Source organism: Pseudomonas sp. PLB05 (assembly GCF_021106615.1).
Classification (GTDB): domain Bacteria; phylum Pseudomonadota; class Gammaproteobacteria; order Pseudomonadales; family Pseudomonadaceae; genus Chryseomonas; species Chryseomonas benzopyrenica.
In genome coordinates this window covers 670,792-697,176 of sequence record NZ_JAJOHO010000003.1, presented here as the reverse complement: position 1 = coordinate 697,176, position 26,385 = coordinate 670,792, and the positions used below count along the sequence as shown (strand labels likewise).

Here is a 26,385-nt window from a genome sequence, read left to right as displayed (position 1 = left end):
AGCCTGTCAGCCGTCCTCCGACCATGCCCCCGAACGCTTCCCGCAATGCCAGCGACATGACCGGCAGCTACCACGAACTCTGGAGCCCGCGGGGTGGCGTGCGGCCGCCCTGGCGCCGCTTCTACGGCCATCTGGCCGGACTGCGACCGGCGCAGCTGGACCAGCGCCAGGCATTGATCGCCCGGCAGATCCAGGAAAACGGCGTCACCTACAACGTCTACGCCGATCCCAAGGGCAGCGACCGGCCCTGGGCGCTGGACCTCCTGCCGCAGCTGATCTCGGCGGAGGAGTGGGCGCCCCTGGCCGCCGGCGTGGCGCAGCGGGCGCGCCTGCTGAACCGGGTGCTGGGCGATCTCTATGGCGAGCAGTGCCTGTTGCACGAGCGGCTGCTGCCGCCGGAGCTGGTGTTCGGTCACAACAACTTTCTCTGGGCCTGCCAGGGGTTGCGCCCGCCGGGCGATACCTGGCTGCACGTCTATGCGGTGGATCTGGCCCGCGCGCCCGATGGCCGCTGGTGGGTGCTGGCCGATCGCACCCAGGCGCCCTCCGGTGCCGGCTATGCCCTGGAGAACCGCCACATCGTGGCGCGGGCCTTTCCCGACCTGCACCGCGACCTGCAGGTCCAGCCGCTCAACGGCTATTTCCAGGCCCTGCAACGCACCCTGAGCACCGGGCTGGACATCGGCGAGGAGGCGCCGCTGGCAGTGCTGCTGACGCCGGGGCGTTACAACGAGACCTACTTCGAGCACCTCTACCAGGCCCGCCAACTGGGCTTTCCGCTGGTGGAAGGCCAGGACCTCACGGTGCGCGATGCCTGCCTCTATCTCAAGACCCTGAGCGGGCTGAGACGGGTCCATGCGGTCTTCCGCCGGCTGGACGACGACTTCTGCGATCCGCTGGAGCTGCGCACCGATTCGGCGCTGGGCGTGCCCGGTCTGCTGGAAGCGGTACGCCAGGGCAACGTCATCATGGCCAATGCCCTGGGCAGCGGCCTGCTGGAATCGCCCGGTCTGCTGGGCTTCCTGCCCGGCGTCTGCCAGGCCCTGCTCGGCGAGACCCTGGCGCTGCCCTCCGTGGCCACCTGGTGGTGCGGCGAGACGCCGGTACGGGAAGCGGCCCTGGCACGCCTGGCGGAGCTGGTGATCAAGCCGGCCTATCCGGCCCAGGGCTTCGAGCCGGTGTTCGGCAAGGCGCTGGATACCGAGGGACTGGCCGAATTGCGCGCGCGCATCCTGGCCACGCCCCATGCCTATGTCGCCCAGGAGCGTATCCAGCTGTCCCAGGCGCCGGTCTGGCAGGGCGGCAGTCTGCAGTCGCGCGCCATCGGCATGCGCGTCTATGCGGTGGCCAGCGAAGACGGCTACTGGGTGATGCCCGGCGGCCTGACCCGGGTCGCCCACGAGGGCGCCGCGGTGGTGTCCATGCAGCGCGGCGGGTCGAGCAAGGACACCTGGGTGCTGGGTGGCAGCCGTGCCGCCGCCGAGGTGCCCGGGGCGCGGGTGCTGGGGGTGCGCGATCTGGTGCGCAAGGATCCCTTTCTGCCCTCGCGCACCGCCGAAAACCTGTTCTGGTACGGTCGCTACAGCGAACGTTGCGAGGATGCCGCGCGCCTTCTACGGATCGTCCTGAGTCGCTACCTGGACGCCGACGACGGCGGGCCGGCGGTGCAGTCGGCCATCGATCTGGCCATGGCCCTGGAGTTGCTGCCGGCGGGTGGCCGGCTGGCCGAGCAGTTGCACGCCGCCCTGGGGCCGGGGGACTTTCCCAGCGGCCTGGGCGCCAATTTGCAACGGCTGCACTGGGCCGCGGCCCAGGTCCGCGGACGGCTGTCGCCGGAGAACTGGCGCGCCATCCGCGAGGTGGAGCGCGAGGCCCATGGCCTGGGCCAGGTGGGCAGCGAGCCGGGCGAAGCGTTGCAGAGTCTCAACCGCCTGGTGATGGCGCTGGCGGCGGTGGCCGGCTTCACCTTCGACGACATGACCCACGACGAGAGCTGGCGCTTTCTGATGATCGGCCGGCGCATCGAACGGGTGCAATTCCTCGCCGGCAGCCTGGCGCACTTTCTCGAAGGGGGCGCCACCTGGGACGCGGCGGGCCTGGAATGGCTGCTGGAGCTGGGCAACAGCATCATCACCTATCGCTCCCGCTACCAGGCGGCGCCCCAGCTGATCCCGGTGCTGGACCTGCTGATGCTGCACGAGCACAACCCCTATTCGATCCGCTTCCAGCTGCATGCGCTGATCAACGCCGTGGAGCACCTGGAACGCTACTACGGCCTGCCACGCGACCCGGCGCTGCACGATGCCTACGACCGGCTGCGCCGCTTCGACCTCGCGACCCTGGAGAACACCCTGTTCGGCGACGCCGGCCGGATCGAGGTGCAGCAGGGCCTGGCGCGCCTGCTGCGACAGATCGCCGAGGCCAGCAGCCAGCTGTCCGAGCGGGTCATCTATCGCTGCTTCGCCCATGTCGATGCCGTCAGCCAGCGCACGGTGTCCATGTGATGAACCAGGTCCGCTATCGCATCCAGCACGACACCCACTATCGCTACGAGGCGCCGGTGTCGCTTTCCCAGCAGTTGCTGCACCTGCTGCCACGCGACTGCGCCTGGCAGCGTTGCCTGTCCCGGCAACTGGCGATCCTGCCGCAACCGACCCAGCGCCAGGACGCCTGGGACGCCTTTGGCAATCCGCTGACGCGGCTATCCTTCGAGCGCCCCCACGACGAACTCTATGTCGGCACCGAGCTGGAAGTGGAGGTGGACTCCCGCGCCGGCCTCAGGCTGGCGGATTCGCCCCCCTGGGAGCAAGTGCGCGACGGCTTGCGCTATCCCGCCGCCCGGGTCCCCCTGGACGTCCACCACTTCCGCTTCGAATCGCCGGCGGTGCCCCTGGACGGCATCTTCGCCCGCTTCGCCGAGGACTGCTTTCCACCGGGTCGGCCGCTGCTGCTGGGCTGTCGGGCGCTGATGGAAAAGATCCACCGCGAATTCCGCTTCGACGCCACCGCCACCCAGGTGGCGACGCCCCTGCGTGAGGTGCTGGAGCACCGCCATGGCGTCTGCCAGGACTTCGCCCACCTGATGCTGGCCTGCCTCCGCGCCCTGGGGCTAGTGGCGCGCTATGTCAGCGGCTATCTGCTGACCCGTCCACCACCCGGCAAGCCGCGGCTGATCGGCGCCGACGCTTCCCATGCCTGGGTCAGCGTGCATTGCCCGCGGCTGGGCTGGGTCGATTTCGATCCCACCAACGACGTCCTGCCGGACCTGGAACACATCACCCTGGCCTGGGGCCGCGACTTCACCGATGTCTCGCCACTGCGCGGGGTGATCCTCGGCGGTGGCCACCACGATCCGCTGGTGGAGGTGACGGTGACGCCGCTGTAGCGTGTTTGGCTTGGCAAGCATTCCAGCTATGAAACGCCTGGCTGCAGCACCGTCGCGTGGAAAACGGCGCAGCCTTTTTCACTGTGATTGCATGGCGAGGGGCGCCCTCACCCCAACCCTCTCCCAGGGGGAGAGGGGGTTGTCCGAGCAGGCGTTCAGCTCTATCAGTCTTGGCAGGATCGCGATCAACTGTCGCGCCCGCTTGTAGAAGCGACACTGACCGTGGCGATTTTCAAGAGAGCGCCATAGATGCGGCCGGCCTTCGCCTGGTTGTGGCAACAGGCGACTAGCGCTTGCGTCTCCGCTGATTTCTTATTGTCTATACAAGGTGGATGGCGTCTTTCCTAGTACTGAGCCTCCGTTGCATTGGTTTCGGCGTTAGGCTGGGGCCATAGTTATAGAGTGGCTCCACGTGCTTGACGATCGCTTGGCTCTGGATTAAATGTATATACATTAATCGGAGAGCCCTTATGTCCGCCGCTACCCAACCGCTGCTCTGGCGCCACGTCACCCTGTTCGACGGCCTGCAGACCTGGCCCACGCCCATGGCGGTACGGGTAGAAGCGGGCCGTATCGCTGGGCTCTGGCCGGAAGCCCACTTCCACACCGCGCTGGGCGAGGGAGCCGAGCTGGCCGGGGAGGGCGGGGTGCTGACGCCCGGCCTGGTGGATTGCCATACCCACCTGGTCCATGCCGGCCAGCGTGCGGGGGAATTCGAGCAGCGGCTGGAAGGGACGAGCTACGCGGAGATCGCCCGTGCCGGTGGTGGCATCCTCGGCACGGTGCGCGCGACGCGGGCAGCCAGCGAGGCCGAATTATTCGCCGTCGCCCGACCGCGCTTGCAGGCGCTGATCGACGAGGGCGTCACCACCGTGGAGATCAAGTCCGGCTACGGCCTGACGGTGGCCGACGAACTCAAGTTGTTGCGGGTCGCGCGGCAATTGGGCGAGGCGCTGCCGGTACGGGTGATCACCACGCTGCTGGGTGCCCATGCCGTGCCGCCGGAATTCCAGGGCGATGCCGAGGGCTACGTCGAGCTGGTCTGCCAGGCGATGATCCCGGCGGCGGTGGCCGAGGGGCTGGCCGATGCGGTGGACGTCTTCTGCGAAGGGATCGCCTTTTCGCCGGCCCAGTGCGAGCGGGTCTTCCAGGCGGCACGGGCGCACGGCCTGCCGATCAAGGCTCATGCCGAGCAGCTGTCCAACCTGGGCGGCAGCGCGCTGGCTGCGCGGCTGGGGGCCCTGTCGGCGGATCATGTGGAATACCTCGACGAAGCCGGGGTGCGCGCCCTGGCGGCCGCCGGCACCGTCGCCGTGCTGCTGCCCGGCGCCTTCCTGATGTTGAGCGAGACGCAACATCCACCCGTCGAACTGCTGCGTCGCCATGGGGTGCCCATGGCACTGGCCAGTGACGCCAATCCCGGAACCTCGCCGCTCTATCTGCCGACCCTGATCGCGCACCTGGGCTGCACCCTGTTTCGCCTCACGCCCCGCGAGGCCCTGGCCGGCATGACCGCCCACGCCGCCCAGGCCCTGGGGCGCCCGGAGCTGGGTCGTATCCAGGTGGGCGCCCTGGCGGATCTCTGCCTGTGGGACGTCGATCAGCCGGCGGAGCTGGCCTATGAGGTGCGTCCGGGTCGCTTGCGGCAGCGCGTCTTCGCTGGGGAGGTGCAGCGTGTTCGCTGATCGCCAGACCCTGGAGCTCTGGACCGGTCGTACCGATCCTGAAGCCGATGCCCTGCGCTGGCATCAGTGCATCCAGCCACTCGCCGCGGACAGCGCGCCCGGCGTGGCCCTGCTGGGCTTCGCCTGTGACGAGGGCGTGCGGCGCAACCAGGGGCGGGTGGGCGCTGCCGAGGGTCCTGTCGCCCTGCGGCGTGCCTTGGCCAATGTGGCCTGGCAGCGGCAGGGGCCTGCCTATGACGCCGGCGATGTCTGCTGTACTGACGGCGATCTGGAAGGCACCCAGGCGCGCCTGGCCGATGGCGTACGCCAGTTGCTCGACGCCGGCCATCTGCCCCTGGTGGTGGGAGGCGGTCACGAGGTGGCCTGGGCCAGCTGGTCGGGCCTGGCGCTGCACCTGGCCAGGACCGTACCCAAGCCACGCATCGGCATCGTCAATTTCGATGCCCACCTGGACCTGCGCGATCCGGCGTGGGGCGCCACCTCCGGTACGCCCTTCGCCCAGATCGCCGCTCACTGCGCCCGCCATGGCTGGTCCTTCCACTATGCCTGCCTGGGGCTGAGTCAGGCGGCCAATACCCGCACGCTGCTCAGGCGTGCCGCCGAGCTGGACGTGCTGATCCGCGAAGACCACGAGATTCGCGAGGGCAACCTGGAACGGATCGGCGCCGAGCTGGACGCCTTCGCCGCCAGCTGCGACGCCCTCTATCTCACCTTCGACCTGGATGTGCTGCCCGCAGGCGATGCACCCGGCGTCAGTGCCCCCGCCGCCCATGGCGTAAGCCTCTCACTGATGGAACCTCTGATCCGCCGGCTGAAGGCCAGCGGCAAGCTGCGCCTGGCCGACGTGGCCGAACTCAATCCCGCGCTCGATCAGGACGGCCGCACGGCCCGGGTCGCGGCGCGGCTGATCCATACCCTGGCACTGGACCTCTAGGGCCTGCCGCGAACAACAAGAGAGGAAGATTCCATGACCCGCTTTCGTGAAGGTGAGATCCGCGCCCCCCGCGGCACCCAGCTCAATGCCAGGAGCTGGCTGACCGAGGCGCCACTGCGCATGCTGATGAACAATCTCGATCCCGCGGTCGCGGAAAATCCCCAGGAGCTGGTGGTCTACGGTGGCATCGGCCGGGCGGCGCGCGATTGGGAAAGCTACGACCGCATCGTCGCCACTCTCAAGGAACTGGGCGACGACGAGACCCTGCTGGTGCAATCGGGCAAGCCGGTCGGGGTATTCAGGACCCACGCCGACGCCCCGCGGGTGCTGATCGCCAACTCCAACCTGGTACCGCACTGGGCCAGCTGGGAGCACTTCAACGAACTGGATGCCAAGGGCCTGGCCATGTACGGCCAGATGACCGCCGGCAGCTGGATCTACATCGGCAGCCAGGGCATCGTCCAGGGCACCTACGAGACCTTTGTCGAGGCCGGGCGTCAGCACTACCAGGGTGACCTGCGCGGCCGCTGGGTGCTCACCGCCGGTCTCGGCGGCATGGGCGGCGCCCAGCCGCTGGCCGCGACCCTGGCCGGCGCCTGTTCGCTGACCATCGAGTGCCAGCAGAGCCGCATCGACTTCCGCCTCAAGACCCGCTATGTGGACGAACAGGCCACTGACCTGGACGACGCCCTGGCGCGCATCGCTCGGCACACCGCCGCCGGGGACGCGGTCTCCGTGGCCCTGCTGGGCAACGCCGCCGAGATCCTGCCCGAACTGGTCCGCCGCGGCGTGCGTCCGGACCTGGTCACCGACCAGACCAGCGCCCACGATCCGCTCAACGGCTACCTGCCGGCTGGCTGGAGCTGGGAGCAATACCGCGATCGTGCCCAGACCGATCCGGCCGCAGTGGTGGCCGCGGCCAAGCAGTCGATGGCCGTGCACGTCCAGGCCATGTTGGCCTTCCAGCGCCAGGGTATTCCCACCTTCGACTACGGCAACAACATCCGTCAGATGGCCCAAGACGCCGGCGTCGCTGATGCCTTCGCCTTCCCGGGCTTCGTCCCGGCCTATATCCGCCCGCTGTTCTGCCGCGGCATCGGCCCCTTCCGCTGGGCCGCGCTGTCGGGCGATGCCGAGGACATCCAGCGCACCGACGCCAAGGTCAAGGAGCTGATCCCCGACGATGCCCACCTGCACCGCTGGCTGGACATGGCCCGCGAGCGCATCGCCTTCCAGGGCCTGCCGGCACGCATCTGCTGGGTCGGCCTGGGCCAGCGGGCCAGGCTGGGCCTGGCCTTCAACGAGATGGTGCGCAGCGGCGAACTCAAGGCGCCCATCGTCATCGGTCGCGACCACCTGGACAGCGGCTCGGTGGCCAGCCCCAACCGCGAAACCGAGGCCATGCAGGACGGCTCCGATGCCGTCTCCGACTGGCCGCTGCTCAATGCCCTGCTAAATACCGCCAGTGGCGCCACCTGGGTCTCGCTGCACCACGGTGGCGGGGTGGGGATGGGCTTCTCCCAGCACTCCGGCATGGTCATCGTCTGCGACGGCACCGACGCCGCCGCGGCCCGTATCGCCCGGGTCCTGCACAATGATCCGGCCACCGGGGTGATGCGTCACGCCGATGCCGGCTACGACATCGCCATCGACTGTGCCCGCGCCCAGGGCCTGAATCTGCCCATGATCGGCAAAGGAGTCTGATCGATGCACACCCTGACCCTGAAACCCGGCACCCTCGATCTTGCCCAGCTGCGCCAGGCCTATCAGCAGCCGCTGCGCGTCGAGCTGGATCCGGCAGCCTACCCGGCCATCGATGCCAGCGTGGCTTGCGTGGAAAACATCCTGGCCGAAGGCCGAACCGCCTATGGCATCAACACCGGCTTCGGCCTGCTGGCCTCGACGCGGATCGCGCCGGCGGATCTGGAAAAGCTGCAGCGCTCCCTGGTGCTGTCCCATGCCGCCGGGGTGGGCGAGGCGCTGGACGACGACCTGGTGCGGCTGATCATGCTGCTCAAGGTCAACAGCCTGGCCCGTGGCTTTTCCGCCATCCGCCGCCAGGTCATCGAAGCCCTGATTGCCCTGATCAATGCCGAGGTCTATCCGCACATTCCGCTCAAGGGCTCGGTGGGCGCCTCGGGGGACCTGGCGCCACTGGCGCACCTGTCCCTGGTGCTGATCGGCGAGAGCAAGGCGCGCTACCGGGGCCAGTGGCTGCCGGCCGGCGAGGCGCTGGCGGTGGCCGGTCTCGAACCCATAACCCTGGCCGCCAAGGAGGGCCTGGCGCTGCTCAATGGCACCCAGGTGTCCACCGCCTATGCCTTGCGCGGGCTGTTCGAAGGGGAAGACCTGTTCGCCGCGGCCACGGTCTGCGGCGGCTTGAGCGTCGAGGCCATGCTCGGCTCCCGGGCGCCCTTCGATGCGCGCATCCATGCCGCGCGGGGCCAGCGCGGCCAGATCGACGTGGCTGCGGCCTACCGCGAGCTGCTCACTGACAGCAGCGAGGTCTCCCGCTCCCATGCCAATTGCGACAAGGTCCAGGATCCCTATTCGCTGCGTTGCCAGCCCCAGGTGATGGGTGCCTGCTTGACCCAGTTGCGCCAGGCCGCCGAGGTCCTGGAGGTGGAAGCCAACGCCGTGTCCGACAACCCCCTGGTATTCGCCGAGGAGGGCGACGTCATCTCCGGTGGCAACTTCCACGCCGAGCCGGTGGCCATGGCCGCCGACAACCTGGCCCTGGCGCTGGCCGAGATCGGTGCCCTGTCGGAGCGGCGCACCTCGCTGATGATGGACCGGCACATGTCCCAGCTGCCACCCTTCCTGGTGGAGAACGGCGGGGTCAATTCCGGCTTCATGATCGCCCAGGTCACCGCCGCGGCCCTGGCTAGCGACAACAAGGCGCTGGCCCATCCGGCCAGCGTCGACAGCCTGCCCACCTCGGCCAACCAGGAAGACCACGTGTCCATGGCGCCCAATGCCGGCAAGCGACTGTGGGCCATGGCCGAGAATGTGCGTGGCATCCTCGCCATCGAGTGGCTGGGCGCCTGCCAGGGCCTGGACTTCCGTCACTGCCTGAAGAGTTCGGAGCGGCTGGAAAGGGCGCGCGCCCTCTTGCGCGAGCAGGTGCCCTACTACCAGGAGGACCGCTTCTTCGCCCCGGACATAGAAGCAGCCAGCGCTCTGCTGGCCAGCGGCTGCCTGAACGCGCTGGTCACGCCGCGGCTGCTGCCAAGTCTCTGAGACGGACGCGGTTTGGCAGCCAGAACGCCGGACCGCGCGTTATCATCGGCTTCCCATTTTCCGGCCTGGAGTTCGCGTGAGCAGCACGACACCCCCGCGCTACAAGGTGATCGAGGACTTCCTGCTCGAACGCATCCAGGGGGGTGCCTATCCGGTGCATCACCAGATCCCCACCGAGGAGCAGCTGGCGCGGGATTTCGCCGTCAGCCGCATGACCGCCAACAAGGCCATCACCCGCCTGGTGCAGCAGGGTTACCTGATGCGCCAGGCGGGGCTCGGCACCTTCGTCATCGAGCGCAAGGCCGAATCCTCGCTGCACGAGGTGATGAACATCGCCGCCGAGGTGCGCGCTCGCGGCCATGTGTATTCCAACGAGGTGCTGCGCAGCGAGGCCATCGCCGCCGATGACGAGGTGGCGCTGCGCCTGGGCCTGCGGATCGGCAGCCAGGTGTTTCACAGCATCCTGGTGCATCGCGAGAACGGCCTGCCCATCCAGCTGGAAGACCGCTACGTCAATCCGCGCTGGGTACCGCACTATCTGGAGAGCGACTTCAGCCGCCAGACCCCCAACGAGGTGCTGGTGGCCAGCTGTCCGATCAGCGATGTGGAGCACATCGTCGAGGCGGTACTAGCCAATGCCCAGACCGCTCGCTGGCTGGACATCGCCGAGGGAGCGGCCTGCCTGTCGATGATCCGCCGGACCTGGTCGGACGAGCACCTGGTCAGCTATGTGCGGCTGCTGCATCCGGGCGACAGGTACAAGCTGAGTTCGACGACCCGGCATCGTTGAAAGGCGTGGAGTGAGGAGGGGTGTTGGGCTTCGCTGCGCTCAGCCCAACCTACGAGACTGCCCCCTCTCCCTCTGGGAGAGGGTTGGGATGAGGGGACTCGGCATGGATGTTGGGCTTCGCTGTGCTCAGCCCAACCTACGAGGATATCGCCTGCTTCGAACCGCCCCCTCTCCCTTAGAAAGAGGGCTGGGGTGAGGGCAGCCCTTGCAGGTAGAGATCAGAACTTGTCCACCAGCGCCACGGCGTCCTGTTTGGCTTGGCCGCGCGAAGCCTGGTCGACCTCGGCACCGAACAGGGTCTTTTCCACCACCACGGTGTGCATCCGGTCGATGCCGACCATCTCGCACCAAGTGCGCAGATAGGATTCCTGGTGCTCCTGGCGATCCAGGGCCGCACCGCGGGCGGCGATCACCAGGGCCTGGCGGCCGCCGAGCAGGCCATTGAGGCCGCGCTCGTCGAAGGTGAACAGCAGGTCCTTCTGGCTGACCACGTCGAACAGTTGCTTGAGCTTGTAGGGGATGCCGAAATTCCAGCAGGGCACGCCGAACACCAGCACATCGGCCGCCTTGAAGCGCTGCGCCAGCGCCTTGGCGACCGTCCAGGCGTGCGCCTGCTCGGCGCTGAGGGACTCGCCCTGGATGCCGGCGTACTTGGCGTCGAGGATGGGACCGTCGAATTCCGGCAGGTCGCAATGCCAGGCATCGAGGGTATCCACCTCGGCGTCGGGATGTTTGCCTTGCCAGGCCTGGATGAAGGCGTTGGCGACGTCCAGCGAGGCGGAGCGATCCTGGCGGGGCGAACCTATCACGTGCAACAGGCGGGGCATGGGCAGATCCTCGAAGGATGGGGATTGCGATAACTATAATCCCGTCGACGGGGTGCGCCAGTCTGAAGCGAGGCGGGCCGATGGATGGTCTCGAAAGCGATTTTCGGCGTGACGATTGGTATTGGGCAGGCCCTCACCCCAGCCCTCTCCCAGGGGGAGAGGGGGTGGTTGGGTGCGAGTGGGAGGCCGCGTGCGCCATAGGGTGGACAAGGACGCAGCCTCGGTCAGGGCGGGGGCGACGGGGCGACTACGTAGGTTGGGCTGAGACAGCTCCACCGTCGAAGCCCGACAACCAACGTCGTGCCAGCCCCGTTGGGCTTCGCTGGTGCTCAACCCAACCTACGCGACCATCCTTCACTCGTAGGTTGGGCGAAGCCCGACAACTGTCCCATCCCCACCTCAGGCCGAACCGGCTTCCGTGCGCAGGGCCGAGCCGCGCAGGCCGAGCAGGGTGTCCAGCAGCAGGAACAGCAGCAGGCTGCCGCCGAGCACCGGCAGGCACAGGCCGAGCAGCACGGCCGTCGCCGGGACCAGCAGGCGCGGCAGGGGCGACAGCTGCCGCCAGAGGGCGACCAGGCCCGGTTGCCCCGGATCGCGAGTAGGACGACGGCGCCACCAGAGCAGATAGCCCCAGGCGGTCATGACCAGCAGGCCAAGGGCGATGGCCACCAGCACCAGCTGGTTGGCCAGACCGAACAGCACGCCCATATGGGCATCGATCCCCCAGCGGGTCAGCTTGGCCGGCAGCGAGTACTGGGCGAAGCGCACCTGGTCCACCACCTGGAGGCTGGTCGGATCGACGGCGACGGCGTCCACCTGGGTCGGCCAGCGGCGGTCGATCTCGCTGACCGTCCAGGCCTTGTCGGCGCTACGGGCCGGACGGATCTCCAGCTTGCCCGCGTCGATGCCGGCGGCGCGGGCGCTGGCCAGTACCCGATCGAAGGTGGCTGGATCCAGCGGCGGCGCCATGGTCATGTGCATGGCGCCATGGCCGTGGTGCTCAGCGTGCTCGTCGTGGGCCATGGCCGGTGCCGGCGCGCTGCCCAGGGCGGTCTTCACGCTGGGCGTGGACCAGCCATAGTGGGCGCGCAGCACGCCGATGTTGTCGCCGGCGAAGCGCGACCAGGTCAGGCCGGTGGCGGAGAGGAACAGCAGTCCGCCCAGCAGCCAGACGCCGGTGCTGGCGTGCAGACCGCGCAGCCCTCGGGCCGGGCGGCGTTGGCGGCGCCGCACCAGCCACAGCGTGAGACCGCCGAGGGCCGCGACCCACAGCCAGGAGGCGGCCAGCTCGCTGTAGAGGCGACCGGGTTCGCCCAGCAGCAGGCTGCGGTGGAACTGATCGATGGCGGTGCGCAGCGGCAGGATGCCGCTGGTGCCATAGACGGTCAGGTCGCCACGGATGGCGCCGGTGACCGGATCGACGAAGAGGGCGCGATGGGCCGATTCGCCCAGGGACGGATCGTTGAACATCACCCGGGTGGTGTCGCCCGCCGCAGGGGCGGGACGTACCGCGCCCAGGGTCAGGGCCGGACCGGCGACGGCCTGGGCGGCGCGGATCTGCTCGGCCAGTGGCAGGGCTTCGCCACGGCTGGGGGTGTGCAGGGCCTCGGCATAGAGGCGCGCTTCCAGTTGCGGCGTGAGGGCATAGAGCAGCCCGCTGGCGGCGGCCACCAGCAGGAAGGGACCGACGAACAGGCCGATGAGGAAATGCAGCCGCGCCAGCAGCTGCAGCAGCGGCCCCGGCGCCTTGGCGGCCGGAGCGGAGGGGTGCGAAGTCATAGCGTTCACCACGGAGCGACGCGCGACCAGCGAGGGGCCACGCGCGGGATTACGAAAAGAGAGGACAGCCGTCTTTCGTCGCCGAGGTGTCAGGGCGCCTGGGGATGGAGCGTGGAGCGTCGCGCGCGGGGTGGGGGCGGCAGCGCGCTCTGGTAGCGTCGGCAATGGGGATCGCCAGGACGCAGCAGCCATTGCAGGGCGACGGCCAGCAGGGTGGCGAGGAACAGGGTGGCGGCGAAGACGCAATCACCCGTGGGCGAGAGGGTCGTCACGCTGCCGCCCGGGAGGCCCGCGTGCATGCCGGCCATGTCATCACCCTGGACGGCCTGAGCGTGCAGACCGTGATGGTGCTCGTGCACCTGGCCGAGGGATGGCAGGACCGGCAGGGTGAGACGTGCCAGCATCTGACCATGGCCCAGGGCGCAGACGAGTCCGTTCAACAGGATGCAGGCGAGCAGTATCCAGGCGAGCGAAGCGCGCGGGAAACGGACGGTTTTCATGGCTGGGACTGTATCATCGTCGCGAGCGGCGCACAGCCCGGCCGGCGCGGCCCTGCGCCGAAATGTCGCGCCCCGCCTGCTGCCGAAGAGACCAAACACCGCCATGAGCCAAGCGCCTTCCATCAGCCTGGAACGGATCACCGCCGCGGATGACGAGACGCTGGGCTTCCTGCAGGCGAGCTATTGCGAGCTGTTCGGTAGCCGGATCGAGGCGACGACCCTGCCCCCGGATCTACAGGGCTTCGCCGACCACTATGGGGCAGGTCGCGGCTGCCTGCTGATCGCCCGGGGTGCCGCTGGAGAGCCCCTCGGCAGCATCGCCTACCGGCCCTACGACCGGCGCTTTCCGCAGCTGACCTATCCTGGCGAGCGGGCGGTGGAGGTGGTGCGGCTGTATGTGGCGCCGCAGCAGCGTCGCCAGGGCCTGGCGCGACGGCTGTTCGGGGCGCTGCTGGCCCAGGCGCGGCAGGAGGCGGTCGACCGCCTCTATCTGCACACCCACCCCTTCCTGCCCGGGGCCGAGGCTTTCTGGCTCGGCCAGGGCTTCCGGGTCGTCGAACGGGAGACGACCCTGCCCTGGCAGACCATCCATCTGGATCGACGGCTGGACAGCCCTCAGGCGTCCGCCGGCCCGCGACAGAGCAGATAGGTATCCATGATCCAGCCGTGTTCTTCGCGCGCGGCACTGCGCACCCGGTGGATCTCTTCAGCCATCTCCTGCAGTGGTCCGGCGATGAGGATCTCGTCCGCCGTGCCGACGTAGGCGCCCCAGTAGATGTGCAGGCCGGGCTCGTCCAGGCGGCGATAGGCTTCGTGGGAATCGAGCATCACCACCAGGCTGTCCAGGTGCGCGGGAAAGCGCTCCAGGCGCCGGCCGGGGGTGATCTCCAGGGCCTGGCCGATGCGATTGAGCGGCACCCGATGGCGCGCGGCCAGGGCCTGGACGCTGGAGATGCCGGGGATCACCTCATAGTCGAAGTTCAGCCGGCCGTCGCGCCGGATCGCCGCCAGGATGCGCAGGGTGCTGTCGTACAGCGCCGGATCGCCCCAGACCAGGAAGGCGCCGCATTCGTCGTCCGCCAGCTCGTGCTCGATCATCTGTTCCATCAACGCCTGCTTGGCAGCATTGAGGTCGTCCACCGCCTGGCGATAGTCGCCTTCGCGGCGGCGCTCGGGGATGGGCGCGGTGACGAAACGATAGTCCGCCTGGCGGATGTGCCGGGCGCAGATGGTCTCGCGCAGGTGGATCAGGCTGTCCTTTTCCGTGCCCTTGTCGAACAGGAAGAAGGTACTGGCGCGATTGAGGGCGGCGATGGCCTGGAGGGTGAGGTAGTCGGGATCGCCGGCGCCGATGCCGATGACCAGCAGGGTTTTCATGGGGTGGCCTCGATGGAAGGAGCAGCGCCCAGTGTAACCAGGGATGTCTCTTCGGTAGAGCCGTCCGTGAGCGTCATGCTAGGTTCGACCGGTTTGCCCGCTTACAGGCAGGGACGGAGGGATAGGGATGACGATGACGGCGACCTGGCGACGGATACCCCGCGGGGTCTGGATTCTGGGTGGCGTGAGCCTGTTCATGGACATCTCCTCGGAGATGATCCACAGCCTGTTGCCGCTGTTCCTGTCTACCGGCCTGGGCCTGAGCGTGCTCTATATCGGCATCCTCGAAGGGGTGGCCGAGGCGACCGCGCTCATCACCAAGATCTTTTCCGGCGTACTCAGCGACTACCTGGGCAAGCGCAAGGGCCTGGCGGTGCTGGGCTATGGCCTGGGCGCCCTGAGCAAGCCGCTGTTCGCCCTGGCCAGTGGTGCCGGCCTGGTGTTCGGTGCGCGCTTCCTGGATCGCATCGGCAAGGGTATCCGCGGGGCACCGCGCGACGCCCTGGTGGCCGACGTCACGCCGCCGGAGATCCGCGGTGCCGCCTATGGCCTGCGCCAGTCGCTGGATACCCTCGGTGCCTTTCTCGGCCCGCTGCTGGCGGTGGCGCTGATGCTGCTCTGGGCCAACGATTTCCGTGCGGTGTTCTGGGTGGCGGTGATCCCCGCCTTCATCGCCGTCGCCTTGCTGTATTTCGGCCTGGAGGAACCCAAGGCGGCCATCGTCCAGGCGCGCACCAATCCGCTCACCCGCAGCCAGCTGCGCAAATTGCCGGCAGCCTTCTGGCAAGTGGCGCTGCTCGGCGGCGTCTTCACCCTGGCGCGCTTCAGCGAGGCCTTCCTGGTGCTCAAGGCCGAGCAGGTGGGCGTGCCCCTGGCGCTGGTGCCGCTGGTGATGGTGGGCATGCACTGGTGTTCTCACTGTCGGCCTATCCACTGGGGGCGCTGTCCGACCGGGTCAGCCATCGCGCGCTGCTGGCCTGGGGCCTGGTGCTGCTGATCCTGGCCGACCTGGCCTTGGCCTTCAGCAGCGGATGGATCGGGCTGGCCCTGGGCATCCTGCTCTGGGACCTGCACATGGGCATGACCCAGGGCCTGCTCGCCGCCATGGTCGCCAAGACCGCGCCGGCCGAGTTGCGCGGCACCGCCTTTGGCCTGTTCAACCTGGTCAGTGGCATCGCCCTGTTGCTGGCCAGCACCATCGCCGGCGCGCTCTGGCACTTCCTCGGCTCCGCCGCCACCTTCCAGTTCGGTGCCCTGGCGGCGACGCTGACGCTGCTGGTGCTGGCGGCCTGCCGCCGCAGCGTGGCACCGCCGGCAGGCTAGTCGAACAGGGGCCGCAGATAGGGCGCCGTGGGGCTGGCGGGATCCTCCGCCACTGCCCGCGGCGTGCCACTGGCGACGATGCGGCCACCCGCCGTGCCGGCGCCGGGGCCGATGTCGATCAGCCAGTCGCTGCCGGCCACCACCTGCAGGTTGTGCTCCACCAGCACCACGGTATTGCCTTCGTCGACCAGGCCGTGCAGCTGGCGCATCAAGCGCTCCACGTCGGCCGGATGCAGGCCGGTAGTGGGCTCGTCCAGCACATAGAGGGTGGTACCGCGACTGGTGCGCTGCAGCTCGGTGGCCAGCTTGATGCGCTGGGCTTCGCCGCCGGAGAGTTCGGTGGCCGGCTGGCCCAGGCGCAGATAGCCCAGGCCGATGTCGGCCAGCACCCGCAGCGCTCGCGCCACCGGGGCTTCCTCGGCGAAGAAGGCCAGGGCCTCGTCCACCGTCAGGCCCAGGACCTCGGCGATGGTCTTGCCCTGCCAGCGCACCTCCAGGGTCTCGGGGTTGTAGCGCGCGCCCTGGCAGGTGGGGCAGGCGGCGTAGACGCTGGGCATGAACAGGAGCTCGACGCTGACGAAGCCCTCGCCTTCGCAGGTCGGACAGCGGCCCTTGGCGACATTGAAGGAGAAGCGCCCGGCATCGAAGCCGCGTTCCTGGGCCTCGGGGGTGGCGGCGAACAGCTTGCGCACCCCGTCGAACAACCCGGTGTAGGTCGCGAGGTTGGAGCGCGGTGTGCGGCCGATGGGCTTCTGGTCCACCGGTACCAGCCGGCGGATACCACCGAGGCCACCAACCACCTGGCCGGTGGTGGCGGGCAGGGCATCGCCGTCCAGTTCCGGGGCTTCGTCGCCGTCCTCGGCGGCGCGCTGGCCCAGTTCGGCGCCTACCAGTTCCAGCAGCGCCTGGCTGACCAGGCTGGACTTGCCCGAACCGGAGACGCCGGTCACCGCGGTCAGACAGCCCAGCGGAAAGGCGGCGTCCAGCCCCTTGAGATTGTTGCGGGTGACCCCGGCCAGCCGCAGCCAGCCCTGGGGTTCGCGGGGTGGTCGGGTCTCGCGTTGCGGCACGGCGAACAGGTAGCGCGCCGTCACCGACTCCGCGACCTCGGCCAGGCCCGCAGGGGGGCCGCTGTAGAGCACCCGGCCACCGCCTTCGCCGGCCGCGGGGCCGACATCCACCAGCCAGTCGGCGCGCTTCATGGTGGCCAGGTCGTGCTCCACCACGAACAGCGAATTGCCCTGGGCCTTGAGGCCGTCGAGGGCTTCCAGCAGCGACTCGCCATCGGCCGGGTGCAGGCCAGCGGAAGGCTCGTCCAGCACATAGACCACGCCGAACAGCTGGGACGCCAGCTGTGTGGCCAGCCGCAGGCGTTGCAATTCACCGGAGGAGAGGGTGGTGGTGCTGCGCTCCAAGGCCAGATAACCAAGGCCCAGGCGGGTGAGGGTCTGCAGCCGTTCCAGCAATTCGCTGGCCATGCGCTGGGCGGCCAGGCGTTTCTCCGGCGAGAGATCGGGGGTACGGCGCACGTCCGGGGCACTGGCGTGATCGCTGCCGCCGGCGGCCTTGCGCCGGGCGCGATCCTGCTTACCGGCCTTGGCGTCCAGCACGCGGGCATCCTTCGCCTCGTCAAAATCCCCCGCGGCCACCCGGCGCAGCAGCACGCTCAGGTCGTCCAGCGGCAGCCGCGACAACTCGCCGATGTCCAGGCCCGCGAAGGTCACCGAGAGCGCCGCCCGGGTCAGCCGCTTGCCATGGCACAGCGGGCAGGTCTGGCCGATCATGAAGCGCGCCGCGCGTTGCTTCATCTTGGCGCTCTGGGAATTGGCGAAGGTGTGCAGCACATGGCGCCGCGCTCCGGTGTAGGTGCCTTGATAGCTAGGCTCGGCCTTGCGTTTGAGCGCGGCGCGGGTCTGTTCGGGGGTGAGGCCGGCATAGACCGGGACGGTGGGCTGCTCCTCGGTGAAAAGGATCCAGTCGCGCTGCTTTTGTGGCAGGTCGCGCCAGGGGATGTCGACGTCATAGCCGAGGGTGACCAGGATATCGCGCAGATTCTGCCCGCCCCAGGCGGTGGGCCAGGCGGCGATGGCGCGCTGGCGGATGGTCAGCGACGGATCCGGCACCATGGAGGCTTCCGTGACCTCGTAGACCCGACCCAGGCCGTGGCACTCGGGACAGGCGCCCTGGGGCGTGTTGGGCGAGAAGTCCTCGGCATAGAGCATCGGCTGCTCGGCGGGGTAGCGGCCGGCGCGGGAGTAGAGCATCCGCACCAGGCTGGAGAGCCCGGTCACGCTGCCCATGGACGAGCGACTGTTGGGCTGGCCGCGCTGCTGCTGCAGGGCCACCGCCGGGGGCAGGCCTTCGATGGCCTCCACTTGGGGCACCCCCACCTGGTCGATCAGCCGTCGGGCATAGGGCGCCACCGATTCGAAGTAGCGGCGCTGGGCCTCGGCATAGAGGGTGCCGAAGGCCAGCGACGACTTGCCCGAGCCGGACACCCCGGTAAAGACCACCAGGGCATCGCGGGGGATATCCACGTCGACGTTCTTCAGATTGTGCTCGCGAGCACCGCGGACGGAGACGAAACCGGGACGGGGGGAGGAGGGCATGGGCGAAGTACAGCCTTGTTCAGGAACGTGCAGAATCGGACCTTGCGAGTTAGTAAGAGTCTCCGCTCAACTCGAATTTATGGTCCGGGAAAGCCTCGAATCGCTCCAGTCCGTCCCAATGGCTGACCACGATGGGAAACTCTCTAGGGTCCAGCAGGCCAATTTCCTCCAGACGATATGACATCTTGCCAAAGTTGCAGGCAGCACAGGTCACGACCAGATTATCCAGCTCGTTGGTACCGCCTGCGGAGTGGGGCACGACATGATCGTACTGAGCCCATAACGCCTGGAAGCCCGCATGCTGGGAGGCATTGGTCCTGCCCCAGCCGACGGCTTCGGGATACAGCGCGACCGCCTTCTTCCGAATTTCCGCGCGAATTACAGGTAGTCCACAGAAACGGCAATGAAAGCCGTCGCGGTCATGAAGGCTACGGATCTGGGCGTTAGTGGGCATCCTGGCTTGGACAGGCATCGTGATAGGTAAGGGCGGCAACTTGGTCACCGTCACGTAGGGGCTGGCTCGGCCCCAGATGGACTCCAGCCATTGCCGCGAAAGCTGACAATCAGCGAGCGTGAACAACCTTGCAGCATCCATTGCATAACCCGCGTGGTGTGCGGATACCGCAGCGTCTAGATAGCGTGCGACATCGAAGAGCGCAGGAATGGGCAGGCGAAAGCAGCGTTTCATGGTCACTACCCGCATCTCGCCCGACATCTAATCAAGGTGCCTTTCTGATTGAGCAATGACAGAGTACGAAGTATCACTGGGCCATGATTTCCCGATAACGTTTCGAGTATTCCTCATAAGACAACCCCTGACCTTGAAGAGCCTGGATCCGGGCCTCCTTGGACGAGGTGCTAGGCGCCGATACGGAAGAGGGTTCCTGATACTTGCGGACGAGCTCGCCGGCACCGCGAGGAAACAACTCGTTTGCAAGCTGGTTGATTTTGTTTTCGGCGTTGATGAACTTGTCCGGTCGGCCCGAGCCCCAGCGTGAGTCGTATATAGCCTGGCCAATTTGACGCCCATTCTGAAACACGCGGATATCCACGAACTTCATGTATAGCGCCAGATCCCAACCCCACGTTCCGGTATAGGTGGTGGAAAGGTCGCACTCGGCGGGATTCGAACCAGCAGGTAGTGGCCTGACCTTGAATCCTTTCTGTTGCAGGGCATCGACATAGGTCGTATTGAAGCCCGATCTGAGCCCTGCCGCAGGGATAGTACAGATCTCAGAAGAGCTTGCCCCAGACAGCTCGGCCGGGGCCACCTGCTGTTTTATGCTGCAGCCGCTAAGCAAAGCAGCCAAGAGAATGACCGTCCTTTTCACTGAAACCTCCTTGTAAAAATAGAAGTTTAAGTGCCGCATGGCATTGTCTGCCGCAGAAATTGGCAGGATGGGCAAAAGGAGGGGAAGAATGGTAGCGAGTGCCAAAGGTCTCGCTACCATTCTCTTGGCTCACTTACGGTACAAGGACCTCAAGTCGTGGTCCGAAAGTGGCCACGTGGAGCGCCTGTCTGGAGATTTAGCCCTTACCTGATCAGTCCTGCGCATGCTCCAGGGCATAGGCGCGGCAGTGGGCCAGGTAGCCCATCTCGTGGGCGCCTACCAGTTGCACCACGCTGCTCCACAGCCAGGAGGGCGCATCCAGGGTGCGGGTGCGATTGCGTTGCAGATCGCTCATCCACTCGACGCGGGTGGCCAGGTCCATCTGCCGGGCGTGGGCGCGGCCGACCACCCGGGCCAGGTAGGCCGCGGCGCTCATGGCCTCGCGGGCGCTGAGTTCGTCCAGCTCCAGCTTGAGATCCTGGGGCAGCAGTTCGCGGATGAAAAAGGAGTGATCCAGCAGGCGCACCGCCAGCATGCGATTGCCCAGTGCCGGGGAGAGCTGGCGTGCCCCTTCCACCACGCGCTTGCCGTTGTCCCGGGGCATGGTGGCGTGGGCCACCCGCGGGGCCGCTGCGGCCACCGCCTGCTTGACGTCGATCAGGCAGTAGTCCTGGTCGTCGCCGTCGTCCACGCCCAGCAACACGGCGTAGCGGCGCAGGCCCAGGGAGCTACAGCCCTTGACCCAGTAGGCGCTGTCGAGCAGCTCGACGCGGCTGCCGTGGCTGCGGCCCTTGAGCGAGGTCACCAGGGCGTGGATGCCCGGGGTCTCGCACAGCTCGGCGATGGCCTGGCGCTCGGCCTTGCTCAGCTGCCAGAAGTGCTTGCCCAGCGGCAGCTTGGGGCGGGTGTTTTCCATGCGTTCGCGGGCCAGGTGCTTCCAGGTGCGCTGCACCGCGCTGCGCATCCCGGCCTTGACCTGGGCCGGGCGCGGCACCTCGCGCTCGAGGTCGTCCTCGAAGGCTATCTCGTAGCCGCGCATCATCTCTTCGAGCATCCGCGCCGTGGTCACGCCCGGTAGGTCGGAGCCGCGTGCCGCCGTGGCCAGCGACAGCGCCAGGCGCACCAGGTCGTGGGCCGGATTGCCGACCACGGTCTGGTCCAGATCGCGGATATTGACGTCGGTGGTGCCATGCAGATCGCCCGTGGGGCCGAGGTTGCCGGCATGGCAGTCGCCGCAGATCCACACCGCCGGCCCATTGGGCAGGCTGCGACCGGGCTGGCTGTGCAGCCACTCGTAGAAGTGCACCGTACTGCCCCGCACATAGGCGTGGGCGGAACGGGCCATTTTCAGATTGCGCAGCTGGTTGAGGCGAGGCAGACGATCGACGGGACGCGGGGTTTTCATGCAGGGCGCAGGCCTTGGGGGAGACGTCTGTGTGACCGTTGCGCTAGGGGAATGTTTCAGTTTGTGTCAGCAGTCCACCGCTTGCCAGGGCCAGGCGGTGGGAGAGGTCGGGATCGCGTGGCGAAGACCGCAGGTCAGCGCTAGCAGCGAAACTGGCCGATCTGCCGATTCAGGTCATTGGCCAGGGCATCCAGGGAGACGGCGGTCTTGACCGTTTCGTCGATGGCCTCGCTGTTTTGCTGGGCCATCTGCGCCAGGCGCTCCACGGTACGGGCGACGTCATGGCTGGCGGCGGTCTGTTCGCGCAGGGACAGGGAGATCTGGTTGACCACCCGTACCACCTTGTCCGAGGAATTGTTGATGCTGACTACCGCCTCGCCGGCCTGATTGGCCAGATCGACCCCGCCGTTGACCTGGCGCACGCCCACCTCCATGTCGCTCATGGCCGCCTGGGTCGCCGCCTGGATCTTCTCGATCATGGCAGCGATCTCCTGGGTGGAGTTGGTGGTGCGTTGCGCCAGCTGGCGCACCTCGTCGGCCACCACGGCGAAGCCGCGCCCCTGTTCGCCAGCCCGCGCCGCCTCGATGGCGGCGTTGAGCGCCAGCAGGTTGGTCTGGTCGGCGATGCCCTTGATCACGCTGACGATGGACGACACCCGTTCCGAGTGCTCGCCCAATTCGCCGATGCGGGTGGCCGAGGACTGCACCGTGCCGGCGATGGATTTCATGCTGTCCACCGAGGCCTGGATGGTCTGGCCGCCGTCCTGGGCCAGGCGACCCGACTGGCTGGAGAGGTCGTGGGCTTCCCCAGCGTTGTCGGACACGTGGTTGATGCTCACGGTCAGCTGCTCCACGGTGGCCGCCATGCTGGAGGCGGCACTGGACTGCTCCTGGGCGGCGGTGGACAGCTGCTGAGAGTTGGCGGAGATGCTGTGGGAGGCGGCGACCAGTCGGTCGGTGCCCTGCTTGATCCCCTGGATCATGTCGCGCAGCCTGTCCTGCATCTGGCCGAAGGCGGTCAGCAGCTGACCCAGCTCGTCATGTCCGCCGGCAGGGATCGGCGAATCGAGTCGGCCGGCGGCGATGGCCCGGGCGATGGCGACGGTCTGGGCCAGTCGGCCCACGATGGTGCGCGACAGCGACCAGGCGATGCCCAGCGCCAGCAACGCGGCGAGGATGCCACCGCTGATCAGCATCAGCATGGCCTGCTGCTTGGCGTCGTCCATCGACTGGGTACGGCTGTCCAGTAGCCGATTCTCCCGGGTCTTGATCTGCCCCAGCAGTTCGCGCATCGCGTCCATCTTGCCCTTGTCCTGGGCAGTGGTGATGCGGGCGGTGAGAGTGTCCAGTGGCTGGGTACCGGCGTTGACCTGCCGGCGTAGCGCCAGGATCTGCTGCACGGACTCGTTGTTCCATTGCTGCTTGGCCTGACCCAGCTGGGCCAGACCGGCCTGCTGCTCGGGATTGTCGCGGGTGAGCTGGGTCAGGTCCTGCAACTGATCGGCGAACTGTTGTTCGCCTTTGTTCAGGGGTTCGAGAAACTCGTCCTTGCCGGTCAAGGCGAAGCCACGCATGCCGGTTTCCATGTTGACCAACGCCAGCAGGGCGGCATCGGAATCCTGCAGCACATGGTAGGAGTGGATGTTCTGCCGGACGGCCAGGTTGACTTGGGTGAAGCCATGACTGGCCGCCAGGATCAGCGCCAGGATGATGACCAGGATCGCGCCGAAGCCGAGTCTGAGTTTGTTCGAGATGGTCAGCTGTTGCAGCATGGGAAAACCTCAAGCGCTAGGTAGTCGACTCACGCCCAGGGGGGCAAGGTTAGGGGTTATGGCGAGCTAGCGGAGGGGAACGCGACTGATCCGTGTCTTGCGTTGACGGCGGGGGAAGCGTGACTCCTGGTAGTGCAGGTACCGCGGATGACTCCATTCGCGCCGCGCCAAGCCGGAATGCAGGCCGAAAAAGGCCGATATACACGCAAGAGTGGCAGGCTAGAGCCTCCGAGCCTGGTCTTTGAGCGGTCACTCCTGAAAAAGTTTTGTGTGACGCAATAAGCATTTTTGCGATTTGGAGAGGTGCCGGTGGACGGTCCGCCGCGAAGGACAGGCGCGAAGAAGGTGCCGTCAGCGTTCCAGGCGGGCCAGCCGGCGAGCCAGTTCGCCGGCTTCCGCCGCGCTGGCGACATTGGTGAACCCCAGCAGCAGCCCCTGGGCCTGGGGCGTTTCCAGATACCAGCGCGACAGGGCCTGGACCCCCAGGCCGTCGGCCCGGGCGGCCTCCGCCCAGCGGCGATCACCGCCCTGCGGCAGGCGCGCCAGCAGGTGCAGCCCGCCGGCCTGCAGGTCGATCCGCACCGCGTCACCCAGGCTGTTCGCCAGCGCCTCGGCCAGCCACTGGCGGCGCTGTCGGTAGAGACTGCGCATACGGTTGAGATGGCGGGCGAAATGCCCTTCTTCCAGAAAGCTCGCCACCGTGGCCTGCAGCAGCAGGGGCGCATGATTGTGCAGCCGGTCGGCGCTGCGACCGAAGGCGGCGACCTGCGCGGGCGGTACCACCAGGTAGGCGAGGCGCAGACCGGGAAACAGCACCTTGCTGAAGGTCCCGGTGTAGAGCACCCGACCGCCGTCATCCAGGCTCTTGAGCGCGGGCAGCGGCTTGCCTTGGTAGCGGTATTCGCTGTCGTAGTCGTCCTCGATGATCCAGGTGTTCTGCCGCATCGCCCAGTTCAGCAGTGCCAGCCGCCGAGGCAGGGCGAGGGACACGCCCAGCGGACTCTGGTGACTGGGGGTGACCAGGGCGCACCGGGCGGCCGGGGCCCGGGCGAGACCGGCGGCGACGTCCAGTCCCGCCGCGTCCACGGGCACCGGCACCAGATCCAGGCCGGCGTCCTGCAGCGCCTGGCGGGCGATGAAATAGCTGGGCTCCTCGAACCAGCAGGCGTCGCCAGGTGCCAGCAGCGTCTGGACGACCAGGTCCAGGCAGGCGCGATAGCCCGCGCAGACGAACACCTGCTCCGGACGACAGGCGATCCCGCGGGACAGGCCCAGGTAGGTGGCGATGGCGGCGCGCAGACCGGCGTGACCCCGGGCATCGGGATAGACCAGTCCTTCCAGGCCCTGGCTGCGCAACTGCCGCGCGGCGAGGCGCGTCCAGCCTTTGCGTGGAAAGGCGTCCAGCGCCGGCAGGCCCAGCTGCAGGGGCAGCGGCGCGCCACCGGCATGGATCGCCGCGGCGTCCGGTGAGGAGGGTACGGCCGGTGCTGGAGCGGCCGGGCAACGCCACTGGGGCGAGACGATGGTCCCGGCCGGACCGCGCGGCAGCAGAAAGCCTTCGGCGATCAGCTGCTGGTAGGCCATCTCCACCGTTCCCCGGGCCACGTTCAGCTCCGCCGCCAGGGCGCGCATCGCAGGCACCCGGTCACCGGGTCGCAGGCGCCCTTCGTCCAGCGCCTGGCGAAAGCGCTGATAGAGCTGCCGGTAAAGCGGCAGGGCGAGGCGACTGTCGAGGGCAGCGGTGAGGGTCATGGCCTGGTCGTTTGTATCTTTCTTGGCTCTATAGCCTAGGCCATCGGCTGCCTAAAGTGGGGTCATCTTTCCCGGAGACAGCCGTCATGCCCCTGACCTTCCAGCCTTTGTTGCCCGATCATCCGCTGTGCCTGGCCAGCCTGACGCTGATGCGGATATTGCGCCCGCATCTGGACGATGCCGAACGTTACCAGGCGCAACTCCAGCGCCAGGCGGCCCAGGGCTACCGGCTGCTGGCCGCCCTGGAGGAGGGCGAGGTGGTCGGCCTGGCCGGGTATCGCGAGCTGGAGAATCTGCTCTACGGCCGCTTCCTCTATGTCGATGATCTGGTCGTGCAGCCGGCCCGTCAGCGCGACGGCCTGGGTGGACGGCTGCTGGCGGCGGTCCGCAGCGAAGCCCTGGATCGCGGCTGCTCCCACCTGATCCTGGATACCGGTCTGCACATGCCGCTGGCCCAGCGCTTCTATTTCCGCCAGGGCCTGCTCGCCCGCGGCCTGCATTTCGCCGAGCGGCTGACGGGGGCGGTGACGCCATGAAGACCGCCCTCCATGTCAACGCCAGCCCACGTCCGGCCACCTCCCAGGGCTATCGGCTGGCCGGTGAACTCCGGGCCGCGCTGAGGCTGAGCTGGCCTCGCCTGGAAGTACTGGAGCGGGATCTGGCCGCCATGCCGCTGCCGCCGCTGAGCACCGACTATGCCGAGGCCCTGACCTGGCGCACGCCACCGCAGGCAGCGGTATTCACCCTGTCCGAAGCCCTCATTGGCGAACTGGAGGCCAGCGACCTGCTGCTGATCAATACGCCGCTGCACAACTTCACTCTGCCTGCGGCGCTCAAGCTATGGCTCGACTACGTGCTGCGCATCGGCCGCACCTTCGCGTTCACCGCGGAGGGCAAGCGCGGTCTGCTGGCCGACCGGCCGGTCTACCTGCTGGTCGGCTCGGGTGGTCATCACCGTGGCCCCCAGGCGCGGCAGCCGGACTTCCTCACCTCCTACCTGCGCCATGCCCTGGGCACGCTCGGGCTGTTCGACCTGCACTTCATCTATCTGGAAGGCCTGGTCGGCGACCCGGCTGATGTGGCCGACACCCTGGCGTCTGTCCGTGAACAACTCTCCCGCGAGGTGCCCTCCCGCGCTCTCGCCAACCCTGTGACCGCTACCCGGAGTAAACCATGAGCCAATTGCGACTGCCGTTTTCCACCCTTTCACCCGCCGCCTACCAGGGCCTGATCGCTACGGGCCAGGCCCTGGCGCAGAGTTCGCTGGGCCTGGAGCTAGTGGAGCTGATCTATCTGCGCATCTCCCAGATCAATGGCTGCGCCTTCTGCCTGGGCAAGCACGCCGAAACCCTGCGCGAGCAGGGCGTCAGCCAGGCCAAGCTGGATCGTCTGGCCGGCTGGCGCATCAGCAACCTCTTCGATGCCCGCGAGCGCGCCGCCCTGGAGTGGGCCGAGACCCTGACCGCCGTCGCCGAGAAGGGCGCCCCCGACGCGCTCTACGAACCGCTCAAGGCGCAGTTCAGCGACGCGGAAATCGCCGACCTGACCTTTGCCGTGGCGCTGATGAATGCCTTCAACCGGCTGGCAGTGGGGATGCGCCTCTAGGCGAAGGCAGGCCGCAGCGAAGGACGATTTCCGGACTTCGCTGCGCTCCCGGCAGGCAGGGCGCTCGGCAG

21 protein-coding genes and 1 pseudogene are annotated in these 26,385 nt (G+C 67.8%); 12 read left to right on the top strand and 10 right to left on the bottom strand.

The features are described from left to right. The first annotated feature begins 23 nt into the window (after nucleotides 1-23). The 7 genes from LRS53_RS16045 to hutC all read left to right on the top strand — a co-directional run bounded on the left by LRS53_RS16045 (nucleotide 24) and on the right by hutC (nucleotide 10,034). The gene (locus LRS53_RS16045) at nucleotides 24-2,504 is read left to right on the top strand and encodes a circularly permuted type 2 ATP-grasp protein (protein WP_231356569.1); all 2,481 of its coding nucleotides are present in this window, start codon (nucleotides 24-26) and stop codon (nucleotides 2,502-2,504) included. Next, nucleotides 2,504-3,385 carry a transglutaminase family protein gene (locus tag LRS53_RS16040; protein WP_231356568.1) on the top strand — a complete coding sequence of 294 codons (882 nt, stop codon included), beginning with the start codon at nucleotides 2,504-2,506 and terminating at the stop codon, nucleotides 3,383-3,385. Before LRS53_RS16045 ends, LRS53_RS16040 begins: the two co-directional genes overlap by 1 nt. A gap of 470 nt (nucleotides 3,386-3,855) precedes the next feature. After that, entirely contained in the window at nucleotides 3,856-5,070 is a 1,215-nt protein-coding gene (hutI, locus tag LRS53_RS16035) for an imidazolonepropionase (RefSeq protein ID WP_231356567.1), read from the top strand. Next, a complete protein-coding gene (gene hutG / locus LRS53_RS16030) occupies nucleotides 5,060-6,004 on the top strand; it encodes a formimidoylglutamase (protein WP_231356566.1) in 945 nt (314 codons plus the stop codon). Before hutI ends, hutG begins: the two co-directional genes overlap by 11 nt. 33 nt (nucleotides 6,005-6,037) lie before the next feature. Beyond that, the gene (gene hutU / locus LRS53_RS16025) at nucleotides 6,038-7,708 is read left to right on the top strand and encodes a urocanate hydratase (protein ID WP_231356565.1); all 1,671 of its coding nucleotides are present in this window, start codon (nucleotides 6,038-6,040) and stop codon (nucleotides 7,706-7,708) included. Between the two features lie 3 nt (nucleotides 7,709-7,711). Next, nucleotides 7,712-9,244 (top strand): histidine ammonia-lyase, encoded by a 1,533-nt coding sequence (gene hutH / locus LRS53_RS16020; protein WP_231356564.1) that lies wholly within the window; start codon nucleotides 7,712-7,714, stop codon nucleotides 9,242-9,244. A 76-nt stretch (nucleotides 9,245-9,320) separates the two neighbouring features. Further along, complete coding sequence (hutC, locus tag LRS53_RS16015; protein WP_231356563.1) at nucleotides 9,321-10,034, top strand: histidine utilization repressor; 714 nt, start codon at nucleotides 9,321-9,323, stop codon at nucleotides 10,032-10,034. A gap of 218 nt (nucleotides 10,035-10,252) precedes the next feature. Here hutC and LRS53_RS16010 read toward each other — a convergent pair whose 3' ends face one another. The 3 genes from LRS53_RS16010 to LRS53_RS16000 all read right to left on the bottom strand — a co-directional run bounded on the left by LRS53_RS16010 (nucleotide 10,253) and on the right by LRS53_RS16000 (nucleotide 13,140). Continuing rightward, the gene (locus tag LRS53_RS16010; RefSeq protein ID WP_231356562.1) at nucleotides 10,253-10,861 is read right to left on the bottom strand and encodes an FMN-dependent NADH-azoreductase; all 609 of its coding nucleotides are present in this window, start codon (nucleotides 10,859-10,861) and stop codon (nucleotides 10,253-10,255) included. 399 nt (nucleotides 10,862-11,260) lie between these two features. Then, a complete protein-coding gene (locus LRS53_RS16005; RefSeq protein WP_231356561.1) occupies nucleotides 11,261-12,640 on the bottom strand; it encodes a PepSY-associated TM helix domain-containing protein in 1,380 nt (459 codons plus the stop codon). Between the two features lie 89 nt (nucleotides 12,641-12,729). Continuing rightward, the gene (locus LRS53_RS16000) at nucleotides 12,730-13,140 is read right to left on the bottom strand and encodes a hypothetical protein (protein ID WP_231356560.1); all 411 of its coding nucleotides are present in this window, start codon (nucleotides 13,138-13,140) and stop codon (nucleotides 12,730-12,732) included. 103 nt (nucleotides 13,141-13,243) lie between these two features. On the opposite strand from LRS53_RS16000, the gene LRS53_RS15995 reads away from it, so the two are divergent. Further along, nucleotides 13,244-13,789, top strand: coding sequence for a GNAT family N-acetyltransferase (locus LRS53_RS15995; protein WP_231356559.1), 546 nt, complete (start codon nucleotides 13,244-13,246; stop codon nucleotides 13,787-13,789). On the opposite strand, the gene cobF is transcribed toward LRS53_RS15995, so the two are convergent. Continuing rightward, on the bottom strand, nucleotides 13,756-14,517 hold the full coding sequence (gene cobF, locus LRS53_RS15990) for a precorrin-6A synthase (deacetylating) (protein WP_231356558.1): 762 nt from the start codon (nucleotides 14,515-14,517) through the stop codon (nucleotides 13,756-13,758). The two genes, LRS53_RS15995 and cobF, sit on opposite strands and share 34 nt — an antisense overlap. Before the next feature lie 127 nt (nucleotides 14,518-14,644). On the opposite strand from cobF, the pseudogene LRS53_RS15985 reads away from it, so the two are divergent. Next, nucleotides 14,645-15,840: pseudogene (locus tag LRS53_RS15985) on the top strand (MFS transporter). On the opposite strand, the gene LRS53_RS15980 reads toward LRS53_RS15985, so the two are convergent. The 6 genes from LRS53_RS15980 to pdxR all read right to left on the bottom strand — a co-directional run bounded on the left by LRS53_RS15980 (nucleotide 15,837) and on the right by pdxR (nucleotide 24,709). After that, nucleotides 15,837-18,449, bottom strand: a complete 2,613-nt coding sequence (locus tag LRS53_RS15980; protein ID WP_231356557.1) for an excinuclease ABC subunit UvrA — start codon at nucleotides 18,447-18,449, stop codon at nucleotides 15,837-15,839. The pseudogene LRS53_RS15985 and the gene LRS53_RS15980 overlap by 4 nt on opposite strands. Before the next feature lie 49 nt (nucleotides 18,450-18,498). After that, nucleotides 18,499-19,137, bottom strand: coding sequence for an HNH endonuclease (locus LRS53_RS15975; protein ID WP_231356556.1), 639 nt, complete (start codon nucleotides 19,135-19,137; stop codon nucleotides 18,499-18,501). A gap of 73 nt (nucleotides 19,138-19,210) precedes the next feature. Next, nucleotides 19,211-19,819 carry an Sbal_3080 family lipoprotein gene (locus tag LRS53_RS15970; RefSeq protein WP_231356808.1) on the bottom strand — a complete coding sequence of 203 codons (609 nt, stop codon included), beginning with the start codon at nucleotides 19,817-19,819 and terminating at the stop codon, nucleotides 19,211-19,213. A gap of 172 nt (nucleotides 19,820-19,991) precedes the next feature. Next, entirely contained in the window at nucleotides 19,992-21,185 is a 1,194-nt protein-coding gene (locus LRS53_RS15965) for a DUF2252 domain-containing protein (RefSeq protein WP_231356555.1), read from the bottom strand. A gap of 140 nt (nucleotides 21,186-21,325) precedes the next feature. Continuing rightward, nucleotides 21,326-22,957: a methyl-accepting chemotaxis protein gene (locus LRS53_RS15960; protein ID WP_231356554.1), complete on the bottom strand. Its 1,632-nt coding sequence runs from the start codon at nucleotides 22,955-22,957 to the stop codon at nucleotides 21,326-21,328. A 351-nt stretch (nucleotides 22,958-23,308) separates the two neighbouring features. Beyond that, the gene (gene pdxR, locus LRS53_RS15955) at nucleotides 23,309-24,709 is read right to left on the bottom strand and encodes a MocR-like pyridoxine biosynthesis transcription factor PdxR (protein ID WP_231356553.1); all 1,401 of its coding nucleotides are present in this window, start codon (nucleotides 24,707-24,709) and stop codon (nucleotides 23,309-23,311) included. Between the two features lie 86 nt (nucleotides 24,710-24,795). Here pdxR and LRS53_RS15950 point away from each other — a divergent pair, with 86 nt between their 5' ends. From LRS53_RS15950 to LRS53_RS15940, 3 genes are read left to right on the top strand one after another with little or no spacing between them, the layout of a single operon-like run. Further along, nucleotides 24,796-25,245: a GNAT family N-acetyltransferase gene (locus LRS53_RS15950; RefSeq protein ID WP_133859761.1), complete on the top strand. Its 450-nt coding sequence runs from the start codon at nucleotides 24,796-24,798 to the stop codon at nucleotides 25,243-25,245. After that, the gene (locus LRS53_RS15945; protein WP_231356552.1) at nucleotides 25,242-25,886 is read left to right on the top strand and encodes an FMN-dependent NADH-azoreductase; all 645 of its coding nucleotides are present in this window, start codon (nucleotides 25,242-25,244) and stop codon (nucleotides 25,884-25,886) included. Before LRS53_RS15950 ends, LRS53_RS15945 begins: the two co-directional genes overlap by 4 nt. Continuing rightward, nucleotides 25,883-26,314, top strand: coding sequence for a carboxymuconolactone decarboxylase family protein (locus LRS53_RS15940; RefSeq protein WP_133859759.1), 432 nt, complete (start codon nucleotides 25,883-25,885; stop codon nucleotides 26,312-26,314). Before LRS53_RS15945 ends, LRS53_RS15940 begins: the two co-directional genes overlap by 4 nt. The last annotated feature ends 71 nt before the right edge of the window (nucleotides 26,315-26,385 follow it).